The organism is uncultured Varibaculum sp., from assembly GCF_902489465.1.
Taxonomy (GTDB): Bacteria; Actinomycetota; Actinomycetes; order Actinomycetales; family Actinomycetaceae; genus Varibaculum.
On sequence record NZ_CABTZZ010000050.1, the window covers coordinates 1 to 12,529 of the forward strand.

The 12,529-nt window shown below is 53.8% G+C and carries 11 protein-coding genes; 4 read left to right on the plus strand and 7 right to left on the minus strand.

All coding sequences use genetic code 11. The annotated features are described in order from the left end of the window. The 7 genes from RDM26_RS07775 to RDM26_RS07805 all read right to left on the minus strand — a co-directional run. Window positions 1–2,045: glycosyltransferase (locus tag RDM26_RS07775; protein ID WP_307738406.1), on the minus strand; the 2,045-nt coding region annotated here is incomplete at its 3' end. A 4-nt stretch (window positions 2,046–2,049) separates the two neighbouring features. Beyond that, on the minus strand, window positions 2,050–2,343 hold the full coding sequence (locus RDM26_RS07780) for a WhiB family transcriptional regulator (RefSeq protein WP_022864340.1): 294 nt from the start codon (window positions 2,341–2,343) through the stop codon (window positions 2,050–2,052). Between the two features lie 129 nt (window positions 2,344–2,472). Beyond that, the gene (locus RDM26_RS07785) at window positions 2,473–3,249 is read right to left on the minus strand and encodes a TIGR03089 family protein (RefSeq protein WP_307738407.1); all 777 of its coding nucleotides are present in this window, start codon (window positions 3,247–3,249) and stop codon (window positions 2,473–2,475) included. Next, on the minus strand, window positions 3,249–4,433 hold the full coding sequence (gene manA / locus RDM26_RS07790; protein ID WP_307738408.1) for a mannose-6-phosphate isomerase, class I: 1,185 nt from the start codon (window positions 4,431–4,433) through the stop codon (window positions 3,249–3,251). The genes RDM26_RS07785 and manA overlap by 1 nt, the downstream gene beginning before the upstream one ends. A gap of 19 nt (window positions 4,434–4,452) precedes the next feature. After that, window positions 4,453–5,640 carry a cobalamin-independent methionine synthase II family protein gene (locus RDM26_RS07795; RefSeq protein WP_307738409.1) on the minus strand — a complete coding sequence of 396 codons (1,188 nt, stop codon included), beginning with the start codon at window positions 5,638–5,640 and terminating at the stop codon, window positions 4,453–4,455. A gap of 75 nt (window positions 5,641–5,715) precedes the next feature. Further along, the gene (lysS, locus tag RDM26_RS07800) at window positions 5,716–7,257 is read right to left on the minus strand and encodes a lysine--tRNA ligase (protein ID WP_307738410.1); all 1,542 of its coding nucleotides are present in this window, start codon (window positions 7,255–7,257) and stop codon (window positions 5,716–5,718) included. A gap of 50 nt (window positions 7,258–7,307) precedes the next feature. Further along, window positions 7,308–8,159 carry a pantoate--beta-alanine ligase gene (locus RDM26_RS07805; RefSeq protein ID WP_307738411.1) on the minus strand — a complete coding sequence of 284 codons (852 nt, stop codon included), beginning with the start codon at window positions 8,157–8,159 and terminating at the stop codon, window positions 7,308–7,310. A 148-nt stretch (window positions 8,160–8,307) separates the two neighbouring features. Here RDM26_RS07805 and RDM26_RS07810 point away from each other — a divergent pair, with 148 nt between their 5' ends. The 4 genes from RDM26_RS07810 (at window position 8,308) to RDM26_RS07825 (ending at window position 12,391) form a co-directional block, all read left to right on the plus strand. Continuing rightward, window positions 8,308–9,012 (plus strand): response regulator, encoded by a 705-nt coding sequence (locus RDM26_RS07810; RefSeq protein WP_307738412.1) that lies wholly within the window; start codon window positions 8,308–8,310, stop codon window positions 9,010–9,012. Beyond that, window positions 9,012–10,652: an ATP-binding protein gene (locus RDM26_RS07815; protein ID WP_307738413.1), complete on the plus strand. Its 1,641-nt coding sequence runs from the start codon at window positions 9,012–9,014 to the stop codon at window positions 10,650–10,652. The genes RDM26_RS07810 and RDM26_RS07815 overlap by 1 nt, the downstream gene beginning before the upstream one ends. A 98-nt stretch (window positions 10,653–10,750) precedes the next feature. Next, window positions 10,751–11,884, plus strand: coding sequence for a hypothetical protein (locus RDM26_RS07820; RefSeq protein WP_307738414.1), 1,134 nt, complete (start codon window positions 10,751–10,753; stop codon window positions 11,882–11,884). A gap of 216 nt (window positions 11,885–12,100) precedes the next feature. Then, window positions 12,101–12,391 carry a WXG100 family type VII secretion target gene (locus RDM26_RS07825; RefSeq protein WP_024059522.1) on the plus strand — a complete coding sequence of 97 codons (291 nt, stop codon included), beginning with the start codon at window positions 12,101–12,103 and terminating at the stop codon, window positions 12,389–12,391. Window positions 12,392–12,529: the final 138 nt, after the last annotated feature.

The following is a 12,529-nucleotide window of genomic DNA, read 5'->3' on the forward strand; positions in this document are numbered from 1 at the left end:
GCCGGCGCGGCGGGGCCGGGGGGGCGGCGGCGCGAATAGTTGGGTAGATAAGTCTCTGCCCCCAGCCCCCCCGCCAGCCGGTAGGGACGGCGCAGCTCAAAAAACGAAACAATTCCCCCTACTGCCGCAGGAAGGAAAACATGACCGAGGACAGCATAAAGATTTCCTGCCTGCACAGAAACCAAGAACGGGAGCGCTGCCCCCCAGCTGAGAGCGATTAGGACACGCACAGAATTTACTCGCGTCAGTGCGGCCGATGCCATCCAGGCACCCATTCCAGCTCCCAGGGGAGACAAAATCATTAGCCAACGCAATACAGTGGTGGGAGCGATACCGAAAATCGCGAAAGGTGCGGTGATAACCAGCAGCGGATAGGCAATCGGATCCGGGAGGCCATTTGTCCCCGTAGAAAAGGTACGCCAAGAATTGGTTGCCAATACCCAAAAGTCATGCCAGCTTCCGGGCAGAACGCTCCAGAATCCTCCGTGCATTCCCCCGAGGAAATTTCGCATCCCGAATAAACTAATGCAGAGGAAAAATAGGACGAGTAGCCAGGCGATGATTTGGGCGTGCCAAGTTACCTTGTCCAACTGGGATTTGGCTACTGTCCCTAGTTTGAGCACTTCCTGTCCGCTTTCGCGGTCTACCCGCCGGATCAGTCGACGGTTTTCCCGTACCCTGCTAGCTGGTACTTCCAGGCGGGCAAGTTCGCGCCGAGAGATCTGGGATTGTCGCCGCTGAATCCGCCGCGCCGCCAGGATTTTCCCTAGCGATCCCCATACTCGGTTCGCCGCTTTGATCTCTATTGCTGCTCGCTGGCCTTCAGAGCGTAGCACCCATAATAGGGCTATCAGCAGTGATTTTAGAGGTAGCAAAAAAAGCCATAATGGCAGGAGCACCGAGCTGATAGTGAGGGCACGATAGAGGTACTTATCTGCGCGTCGCGCAGGCTCGGATTTTTCTTTTTCCCGGGGAGCTTTTTGAGCCAAGGGGGTAACCGGAGCCGGATCATAAACGTAAACTGGCTGGTGGGGAACGGGACCGTCTGGGTCTGATAGTTGCCTGCCCTCCTCGGTTTCCAGCTGTTCGTTATCCTCAGCGGTGTTTTGCTCTTCCCCTGGGATACGCTCTTTTGGTCGAGCGTCCTGACTGTTCACTTTCGGGGCTGCGGGTGTCTTTGCTGTCGGCAGGTTTTCCGTTATCGCCGCGGACTTACCCGCTTGGGTTTCTATCGGGTTACCTGTTTCGGCAGACTTTGCAGCCTGCTTCCCCGCGGTATTTTCGTCCCCGGTATCGGCGGCAATTAGACTAGCGGAGTTTTGGGGCTCTAGATATTCGCGTAGCCCGAAGAGTCCGGCTTGCGCGTGGTATATACGGGCTGTTGGCACCAGGCAAACGCGGTAGCCAGCCATTCGAGCACGCCGTCCCAGCTCTAATCCTTCAGTAAATTTTCCTAGCAGGGGGCTAGTTCCCCGCAAACGATCCCAAAGCTGGGCTTTTATCAATAGTCCCGCGGTTCCTACCGCCAGCACATCACTGACACCGTCATATTGCCCCTGGTCAACTTCGCCCGGATCGAAAGGCGTAAGGCGCTCGCCACCCCGAGTAGCGTGGATACCTACCGAGGCTAGCGTTTCTGGTTTATCCCAATCCAGGGCTTTCGGACCGGCGATCCCCAGGGTGGTCGAGTTCTCGAACGCTTGGACGAGTTGCCCCAGACATTCCGGGTCGGGGGCAGAATCATCATGCAGGATCCACAGATAGTCGACGGCCTCCAGATTGTTGGCCCGGGCAAGGGTTACTGCCTGCCCCAAGTTAGGGGCTTTTACCTGGGAATAATGCAGAGGCGCGTAGGGAAGCAGCTGAGCGGGAGTAAGGGTAGTATCAACGGCAGTATCTACCACCACCAGGGAGGTTATGGGGTAACGGCACGCACGCAGCGCTGTTAAAGTTTGTTTCAGGTAGGGAGTAAGACCCTGCGTGGCAATAAAAACCTGGACGCTGGGATGCTGGTAGGAAGCGGATGGTTCAGAGGCAGAGGCCACTGGGCTACCCTACATTGCGCCGCAATCTGCGCCGTTCCCGTTCTGAAAGACCGCCCCAGATTCCGAAGCGTTCATCATTTTCTAAGGCATAACTGAGGCATTCATCGCGAACCTCGCAGAGCTCACAAACCGCTTTCGCTTCCCGAGTAGAACCCCCCTTTTCAGGGAAAAACGCCTCGGGGTCGGTTTGGGCACATAACGCTTGTTCTTGCCAGGAGAGGGGGCCTTGGTCATCCTGCCCAATTTGCCAGGATTGCGGATTAGACGAGATGGGTCCCTCGCCAAAAATGTTCCACATATTGTTCTCCTCGCAAAAATAGGTGTCTATAAGAGTATAAACTACAAGCGTGTCATTCGGGGAAGTCACCCAAAAAAATGGTATAGATTTTTTGTAGCTTCTGCTCTTCTTAAAGATTAGAAATCTTATCTACCTGCAGTTCAGTTCAATAAATTCCGCAATATTTTCCACAGAAGAAATCTTCTCGATTTCCCCACAATTTGGCTCTAGGACTACCGCTGCGCCCTGATAACGCCAAATCTGCCCGATAACCAGTGCCAAGGATTGCGGGGTCGAATCCTCAGCTACTTTGATTAAGATTCGGCGCCCCGGGACCTTTTGTTCACACCAGCGGGAAAAATCGGCTATTGCTTTCCCGTCAGCACTTACCCGAAAAGCGGTGTCTGCCAGTGCAAAGTTTTCCCTAGGTAAAGGGAAAAGTAGTTGATCAGCTTGGGCGAGCACTTCCCGGTTACCGTCTAGAAATCCGGCAGGCAAGTCACCCGGGTAACGCCAAGCTAGCGGAGACAGGCTCACAAGATAGGTTTCAATTCCACTATCCACAAAACCGGAGCCGGCAGCCGGGTCGCTGATTGCACAGGCAACCAGATCCGGATCTGCAATCAGATCTGCCAGCTCTTTACTGTCAGGTGCATAAGCTGTCAGATTCTTCACCGTTAGCCCTAACCCCCACCCGGCAATTCGCCACAGGAGATCACGCCAGGAAAGCCCCAATCCCAGAGCCAACACTCCTCCAGATTCGGCGGCTAGGTCACCGGCCAAAAGATTTTGAGTCTTAGTTACCCAGTTATTGACTACCTGCCCCGATAGCTCTATGCGATCCTGCCCGTACCAGGTAAGACAAGGAGAAGAATGACCAGACAGGTCACTGACCCAAGAGTTATCCCAATAAGATTCGACATCCATTACGGCACTCCCGCCTGCACTAGTTTTCCGTTTCCTCGCACCCGCACTGTTCCCTCGGCCGCCGAAACAAAAACGGCCTGACCGGTACAGATAGTTTCCACTTCCCCGCCGACTCCGACTTCCAGATCACCGTAAACCCCTAATAGTATTCGCGGACCGAAACCGGGAATCGGAATCCATTCCCCACCGGTTATCTCGGACACTGAAAGTTCGAAATCATCCACTGGCGCATAGTAGATCCCGGTACCCCGACCATTCATTTCCGGAGCGATCCGCACCGGGGGCGCGCCGTGAAAATCCATACATCGCAAGGCCTCACCGGCATCAATATGTTTAGGGGTAAGTCCGGCACGCAACACATTATCCGAGGCAGACATGATCTCAATCCCCAATCCTGATACATAGGCGTGCACCGCGCCGGTAGGGATAAATAACGCCTCCCCTACGCGTAAAGTAACCGGGTTAAGCAGCAAGGATAAGACGGCTCCCGGATCACCTGGATAGGTACGCGCGAGAGCTACTGCCTGGCGGTCTACCCTAAGTGAGGGAGAAGTGCCCCGATCTAGGCGATCTTGACAAGCGGTGATTACCGCCTCTATTTGAATTCGGCGCTCCTCATCTAAGGGCGCCAAAAGTTTACGCGCTACTGCCCGTAAACCACGATAACCGGGATAGGCACGCAAGGTTTCTAGCATTTCTCGTGCTAGTGGCGCATTCAAATTGTCTAATACCTCTTTCGCCCGGCGAGGCGCGCGAAACCCGGCAAAGGCCTCAAAGGTGGTAAGCGCGAAAATCATTTCCGGCTTATGGTTACGATCTCGATAGTTTCGCCGCGGACTATCTAGAGGAATTCCTGCTTCTTCTTCCGCTTGAAAACCGGCCTCCGCCTGCTGTTTACCGGGATGTACTTGCAAAGATAGCGGCTGCTCGGGAGCAATTATCTTCAGCAGAAAGGGAAGCTGGACGTCAAAGCGCTCCGAAACGTCCTCCCCTAATATCCCCGCAGGATCAGCGGCGATTACTTCCGAAAGGGGAGTAGATTCCGCCAGTGTCTGCGCGCCTTTATGAGCACCGAACCATAGCTCGGCCACTCGCCGGCCTCCAAAATCAATCCCCGTGAAATCACTGATAGCGCAGGGAGATCCCCAAGCGTAATCCTTAACCGCCCCGGAAAGCCTCAGCAAGGTAGGAACCCTCCTGGCCTTAAACCAGCTGTGCCCCAGCCACCAGGGACTGTAGTTTCGCCCAGGCGATCGAGGAATGCAGACGTCCGCCCAGTCCGCAGTCAGTAGAAGCGATTACCCGTTCCGGGCCAACTGCCGCCACGAAACGCGACAATCTATCGGCTACCAGCTGGGGATGCTCCACGATATTTGTAGAATGACACACCACGCCCGGGATGAGCACCTTGTCTGTAGGCAACTGGTATTCGTGCCAGATGCGCCATTCATGGGCGTGCCGCGGGGAGGAAGCTTCGAAAGTGTAGCCTCTCGCATCTACCCGCAACACGTCCTCCACAATATCGGCGAAGGGAATATCTGTAGTGTGCGGCCCATGCCAAGAACCCCAACACACGTGGAAACGGGTAAGTTCAGTAGGAATATCCTTTAATGCCCAGTTCAAAGCCTCTATGCGAACCCCGATGAACTTTTTGTAGTCCTCTAAGGAAGGTTCCGGATTAATCTGATCCCAGGATTCCGCGATAGAAGGATCATCGATCTGCACCGTAAGACCGGCATCGGTGATGATCTTGTATTCTTGGCGCATCGCATCGGCACATGCCCAAACAACTTCCTCATCGGTGCGGTAATAACGGTTATCTACCCGCGCGCAAGACCCGGGCGAAAGAGCGGCGATAAATCCGGAAGAAGCATCTAGGCCATTAGCTTGCAGCCCTTTGAGCAGTAGATTTACGTCCCGGCGGGCAGCTTCAGCCCCTATATAGCTAAGCGGGCCGGTAATCACCGGGTTACCTACGGAGTTGCGGTTACCGAGAACTCCCGAATCCGGATCTTCATAGGCTTCGCGGAACAGGTTGCGGTCACGGCGATCAGTGAAGGTGGTGAGCCGGATATTGCCGGGTTCAGAGCGAATAACCTCGGTTTTTGCCCAACGATCCTCATCGGTTTGGGTAAGTCCCCCCAGGCGAGAGAAAGAATAGTTCCACCAGGCACCATAGTCGACCGCCCCCGAGGTGACGTGCCCGTACTCGCCCTCGTTGACAATATCGATCCCGATTTCGCGTTGCTTGGCCACCACTTCCGCGGAGGCGCGTTCGATAATTTCTTCGAACTGCTCCGGGCTGATTTTTCCGGCAGACAGCAGGTTATTGGCTTCTAAAAGCTGCGGAGTTCGCGGCAGTGAACCCACATGGGTAGTCTTTACGGGCATCATTATCCCCTTCCCTAGTTACTTAAAATACGAATTTCGGAGGGCGCCGGCGGACTTCCACCACAACCAGACTATTTAAATCCGCTTTACCAGCGGGAAAGTAATAGTCTCGCGAATCCCCAGACCGGTAATCGCCATCAGCAGACGGTCAAGACCCATTCCCATGCCCCCAGCTGGCGGCATTCCCGCTTCGATTGCCTGCAAGAACTCTTCATCTACTTGCATAGCCTCTGGGTCTCCGTTAGCGGCATCTAGGGATTGTGCTTCAAAACGTTCTCGCTGAATTACCGGATCGTTGAGTTCCGAGTAGCCGGTAGCCAGCTCGAATCCGCGCACATACAAATCCCATTTTTGCACCTGTCCGGGTTTTTCGGGATGGGATTTAACCAGTGGGGAAGTGTCTTCGGGGAAGTCCGCTACGAAAGTGGGGGCATAGAGGTCATCCCCCACTTCCTCTTCCCACAGCAGCTCCACGATTTTGCCAGGGGAATAGAACTTTTCGACTTCAATCTCCCGTTCCTTAGCCAGTTTTACCAGCTCTTCCCGAGGAGTGCGCGGAGAGATTTCTTGCCCCAACGCCTCTGATAGTGAGCCGTAGAGGTCAATCCATTCCCACTGTCCCCCCAGGTCATAGGATTCCCCGTTCGGCAAAGTGGCAACGGTAGTTCCCAGGGCAGCCTGCGCCGCATTTTGCACCAGCTGGCGGGTAAGTTCAGCAATCTGGCGATAGTTCCCATATGCCTGGTAAGCCTCAAGCATGGTGAACTCGGGAGAATGGGAGGAGTCCGCGCCCTCGTTACGGAAATTGCGGTTGATTTCAAAAACCCGATCGATCCCGCCCACTAGGCAACGTTTTAAGAATAGTTCTGGGGCGATCCGCAAATACAGGTCAGTGTCATAGGCGTTCATGTGAGTGACGAAGGGGCGGGCAGCTGCCCCACCGTGCAGGGTTTGCAACATCGGGGTTTCCACCTCGATAAAATCTTCCCCACTAAGGGTCGCACGCAGGGAAGCCACCACCTGCGCGCGGGTACGCACCATTTCCCGAGCCGCTTCCCGGGTGATCATATCTACTTCCCGGTGACGCACTCGCTGGTCTTCAGAAAGAGAAACCTCTTGCCCGTCCTCGGTCTTAAAAGTTTTCGGCAGCGGACGCAAAGATTTAGCAGTGAGCTGCCAGGCGGGTTGTCCGTCCTCTCCGGGCTGCGCCATTACCGAAAGCTCCCCGCGTTTGGAAGCGATCACCCGTCCGTAAACAAACAGGTGATCACCCAGATCCACATCGGCTTTGTAATCGCTTAGGGAGTCTTTACCCACTTGGGCAGCAGATAGCATCGCTTGCAGGCGAGTACCATCGCCTTGCTGCAAAGTTACGAAGCAGAGCTTACCGGTATTGCGGGAAAACACTACCCTCCCGGCGACCCCCACAAAGTCTTCAGTTTCTTCCCCAGCCGCTAGATCCGGGTATTTTTCCCGCACCTGGCTAAGGGTATGGGTAATAGGTACTGCAATGGGATAGGGGTTACGACCATCATCAATCAGACGCTGACGTTTTTCAGCGCGAATACGAATCTGTTCCGGCACACTTTGGTTATTAGCTTCACTCACGCATTCCATGTTAGCTATGAGCGGTTAACCGGTTCAATCTCGCTAGCTTAAACCCGAGTTTAAGGACGGGAAAGTACCACTAACTGGTTATCGCTCAAACGGATGTCACCTAGCTTTACCGCTGCGATAAGGCAGGCAGTACTGGGGCCATCTGCCTGCCAGGATTCAAAGGAAATCGGATCAACCAAATCCAGATACTCAATTTCGGCACCGCTTTCCCCCAGAGCCTGCCGGGTTGCGGCGAGAACTGCCGCCCCCGAGCCTGAGGACGCCGCCTCCCGCACTCCCGCAAAAAGGGCTTTCGCGAAGCAAGTAGCATCCTCGCGCTGCGTAGCAGAAAGAGCCTGGGTGGTTTGGGAAACTGTGAGTCCATCTAAATCCCGGAAAGTAGGAACTACCTCTACCGACACTGGAATATCCAAATCGCGCACCACCAGGCGCACCGCCGCTAAAAACTGGGCATCGCATTGCCCGATAAATACTTTATGAGGACGGACGATACCCAACATTTTCACCAATTGGGTTAGGCGATCCCGTGCCTGCCCTAGGTGATGGGCACCTTCATATTGCCGGATAATCTGCCCGGGATCTAACAGCGTTAGCGCCGCCCCGAAAGGATAAAAAGCCTCAGTTGAGGGCGCGAAAATAATATCTACCCCGCTGCGCGCCGCTAACTCTAAATCGGCAGCGCTAATCATATCGGAGGTAGTCTCAAAGGCCGGCCCTACCGGATCGGTATAAACCGAAGCCACCAGGGTATCTACTCGCCCGCTGGCCTCAGTAAAAGCAGCCTGATGCCCGGGATGCCAGTTACCCCGGGTGACCACCAGCCCCACCGTTCCGGCATTTCTTTCTACCCGCTCCAAGGTTTGACGATCATGTACTACCAGCGGTTCTTTCGCTTTATTCACGCTATTTCCCTCAGGTTATCTTTTTGTTGCTGGCTTGATTCTACCTGTCGCGAGCCGAGATTAACACCTGCCCGCCCTAAGCTTTTACCCACCTACCTGCCAGAGTTCATTCAGCTATCATCCAGTTTTCTTGGTAATAATTCACGCTATGACTGCTAATGACACTGCTCGCCTACTGGTAGTAGACGATGAACCTAATATCCGTGATCTACTAGCCTCTTCCTTGCGCTATACCGGATTCGAAGTTTTCACTGCCGCTGACGGCTCCGAAGCGATAAAACAGGCCGAATCCACCGATCCGGATTTAATCGTATTAGACGTAATGCTGCCCGACGTGGACGGCTTCACTGTCACCCGCCGCCTGCGCGAAAATGGCTTCACCACTCCCATTCTTTTCCTGACCGCAAAAGACGATATGAGTGATAAAGTCCAGGGTCTGACCGTAGGCGGGGACGATTATGTAACCAAACCTTTCGGGCTAGAGGAAGTGGTGGCGCGAATTAACGCTATCTTGCGGCGCACCCGGGGGCTTGCGGGTGAAGACGCGGTCATCCGGGTGGCCGATATTGCTTTAGACGAGGACGCTCATGAGGTACAACGCGCCGGCCAAGTAATCGACCTCTCCCCTACTGAGTTCAAATTGCTGCGCTATCTGATGATTAACGAAGGACGAGTAGTTTCGAAAGCCCAAATCCTCGACCACGTGTGGGAATACGACTGGAATGGCGAAGCGGCGATTGTGGAATCGTATATTTCCTATCTGCGACGCAAGCTAGATGTGCCGGGATCGTGTGGAGATATCATCACCACCCGCCGAGGCATCGGCTACATGATTCGCACCGGAAAGCACTAATGACCCCAGCAGCCCCCGGTAAAACAGAGCAGTTTTCTGCAGATAATCCGGCGCCAAAAGACAGCAAGCACCACCGCACCTATTGGCAACGAATCCCGCTCACCTGGCGTTTAGTGCTAGTTATCATGGCACTGCTGGCTGGCGGATTGGGCGGAACTGGTGCCGCTATGCTCGGGATCTTGCATTCGCATTTGGCCGCGCAGATAGATTCCAATCTGAAGGCTACCGCCTCGCGGATTAAAACTAACGATTTAGTTGATCTGCTTGATAAAGGAACATTCCAAGGCAATCAGCCCACCAATTATTTTGTGAGAGTAAACTACGCCGGACAGGTCGCCGAAGCTACCTCTTCTGCGGCGGCAGTAGATAGAGGACGCCCAGACTCTAAGGCTCTAGAGTTGGCAGAGCGTTCCCGCGATATCAAGTGGGAAAAGCCCTTTACGATCGCAGGCGAGTCCTCCTCGTCCTGGCGCGCCATTATGCTGCCAATTCGTAGCGGCCAAACCCCTAAGATCACCGGAACCTTAATAGTGGCGCTTCCGCTGCAAACCGTTACCCAAACTGTTACTGCTACCGGCATTAATGTTCTGGGTACTTCGCTCATCATTATTTTGATCGGCGGGGTTTTGGCCTACGTATTAGTGCAAGTCTCCCTGCGCCCTCTGCGGCAAATGGAGGAAGTTGCCGGAAAAATCGCCTCCGGTGACCTGCACGAACGTATTGATTTATCCCAGGTGCGTGCCGGAGAGGTGCTTTCGCTGGCTTCTGCGCTTAACTTCATGCTTTCGCGAATTGAAGAAACTATTGTTACTCAAAAGCGTAATGAACAAAAAGTACGCCAGTTTGTTTCCGATGCTTCTCATGAGTTACGCACCCCCTTAGCAGCTATCCGCGGATACGGGGAACTGTACAGAATGGGCGGGGTACCTCCCGAGCGGGTGGAAGAAGTTATGGGGCGGATCGAGTCAGAAGCCACCCGGATGGGACTTCTGGTAGAGGATCTACTAAAGCTTGCGCGTCTGGACGAAGGACGGAAAATAAAAATGGGGGCGGTAGATCTTTACCGGATAGCGGCGGCAGGAGCTTTAGATTTATCGGCACTTTCGCCCGAGAGAGAAATCAGTTTACTCCATCTGGATGGATCCGCCTTGGAGTTAGATGAGGGAGAAAGCGCTCTGGTGCTAGCCGATCGCGATCAACTAACCCAAGTGATGACCAATCTAATCGGTAATGTGGAACGCTACACCAATCCCCAGGTACCGGTAGAAATCTTAACTGGCATTCACTCTGGTGAGGCAGTGTTAGAAGTACGTGATCACGGCGAGGGGGTTCCCGAAGAAGAACTTGAGGAGATTTTTGGTCGCTTTTACCGCCGTGACGGTTCGCGTTCGCGAGAAACCGGCGGCACCGGTCTGGGTCTCTCGATCGTGGCGGCTATCGCCGCGGTGCATGGGGGAACTGCCCAGGCGCTACCCACTGCCGGCGGGGGACTAACGATACGAATATCTTTCCCCGCACTGCCTCCTCCTGCCGTCCAGAAAAAACCGAGTAGGAAAATCGGCAAAGTTTTTAAGAAAGGCACGGGAAAGAAAGCTACGCGAAACACCGGGTCCGATGTGCCGAAAAACATAGAAGAATAGTCGCAGCTGCGGGGGCTGTTTTTGATTGTATTTTCCCTAAAGCGGTTTTAGCCGTAGGATAACCACTGCAACACTCAATCGTCGGGGGTACGAAGGCTATGCCAGGTGCACCATCTTGGCTGCAGACGGGATTCGTCAAAGCTATGCGAGAGCTGGGGATCACCGACGATACCCTATTGCGTGAAGAAGCGGATAAGCTGCTGCAAATGTGGCAGTCAGCCGGGCGCCAATTCCATACCAAGAATCATTTAATCCGTTTACTTACCTGTTTGGATCATTTTACAAACACTTCCCAACAGCCAGCAGTATTAACGGTTGCTGCCTGGTATCACGGAGTAATTACCCAGTCGCAAACACGCGCAAAAAACACTACTAACTACGAAAACTATCCCGCCTCGGCTGATTTTGCGCTTACCCGACTCTCAGAAATGGGACTACCAAAAGAGCTGGCTACCCGGGTTGGAGAATTGATTCTAATGCTGGAAGGGCGCCAGCCACCGCCCGATGATCTAGACGCCTGTGTATTCGTTGACGCCTCCATGTCATACCTGGGAGCTTCTCCTCAGGATTACCGAGGCTATTGCCAGTTGATGCAAGCGGAAATGGACACTATGGAACCGCTGCGCTATGCGAGGTTACGCCGCTCTCTAATCTCAAAGTTATTGGCGCGCGATGCTATTTTTCTTTCTCCTTTGGGTAGCGGCAATGAAAATGCCGCCCGGCAAAATTTAGAGGGCGAGTACGCGAAGCTCTCGACATTGATCCCCGGGGATACTTCTGGGAAAGAGCGCTCAGGCCTACGTCCTCGCACTAAAGAAAAAACCCGCAGCGCAGATACTTCCGAGACTGTGGTTATCAAGGGAGCATCCTCGCGCACAGTTGCGCGACGGCCGATTCTAAACAGGGGAGAAAACCCGAGTTCTTTAAAAACTCCCCTAAGAAAAATTTCGGCGACCGAGCGAAAAGACCTGGAAGCACGCAGCGCTCGTTTGCAAGCTAAAAATGCCGGTAATGATAGCGAAAACGGTCTTTCTTCAATGGAAAATGTGGCTGACCAGTTTTCCACTTTGACGATGCGGAAAGTCACTATTAAAAATGGAGATTATCGCCGCGCCGAATCTGAGGAAGAAGAATTTGAAGAGGAAGAAACGCCGACTACCTCCACAGATGAGGATGTAGAAGAGACAATGTATTCTTCCGCTGACGACGAGGATTCGCTGACCGAATTTTAGGGATTCCCTTTCTGGTCTTCCAAAATTACGGGTACCAGACGCTTCGATCTTCCGATGATTGCTGATATGAACCCTGTCCCTCGCTATTATTTTGTCCCCAAGAACAGCTCAGGATCTAGTTTTCTGAAACTATTATCGCGCAGATTCTAGCAGGGCTAGTCAGGTTCTAGATTAAGGCGACAGCCAATCAATCAGTTATTTTAAGGAGAAACCAAGATGGCACAGTTCAATGTAGATTCCGGGCAAGTATCGGCAGCCGGAGCTCAGGCAGCAGCAATCGCCGGGCAACTGCGCACCGATGCCGCTGCCATGATGGCGCAAGTGCAGGCTCTGCAAGGATCCTGGACCGGGGCAGCTGCTAGTTCCTTCGCGGATTGCGCAACTCGCTGGCGCGCGGCGCAAGCCCAGATGGAGGCGGCTTTAGATTCTATTGGTCAGGCCTTGCAGGCTGCCTCTGTAAGCTACGAAGAAGCTGAAAGTGGGGCTGCCGCCATGTTCGCCGGTTAAGGCCTAACCGCGAGTTGCTTTGGGTATTAACCCGAAAACACAGCCGGAAATGGGCATTAGCCCCATTTTCTCGCATGCACCCCAAAATGGATAGACAAGGCGGGGACGAACCTCTCGGTTCGAGATCGGAAGAGCACA

Bases quoted from the DNA above. Each gene is read 5' to 3' on its own strand.
- RDM26_RS07785 (WP_307738407.1), bottom strand. From the start codon at position 3,249: ATGGATGTCGAATCTTATTGGGATAACTCTTGGGTCAGTGACCTGTCT.
- RDM26_RS07825 (WP_024059522.1), top strand. From the start codon at position 12,101: ATGGCACAGTTCAATGTAGATTCCGGGCAAGTATCGGCAGCCGGAGCT.
- RDM26_RS07795 (WP_307738409.1), bottom strand. From the start codon at position 5,640: ATGCCCGTAAAGACTACCCATGTGGGTTCACTGCCGCGAACTCCGCAG.
- RDM26_RS07780 (WP_022864340.1), bottom strand. From the start codon at position 2,343: ATGTGGAACATTTTTGGCGAGGGACCCATCTCGTCTAATCCGCAATCC.
- RDM26_RS07810 (WP_307738412.1), top strand. From the start codon at position 8,308: ATGACTGCTAATGACACTGCTCGCCTACTGGTAGTAGACGATGAACCT.
- lysS (WP_307738410.1), bottom strand. From the start codon at position 7,257: ATGGAATGCGTGAGTGAAGCTAATAACCAAAGTGTGCCGGAACAGATT.
- RDM26_RS07815 (WP_307738413.1), top strand. From the start codon at position 9,012: ATGACCCCAGCAGCCCCCGGTAAAACAGAGCAGTTTTCTGCAGATAAT.
- RDM26_RS07820 (WP_307738414.1), top strand. From the start codon at position 10,751: ATGCCAGGTGCACCATCTTGGCTGCAGACGGGATTCGTCAAAGCTATG.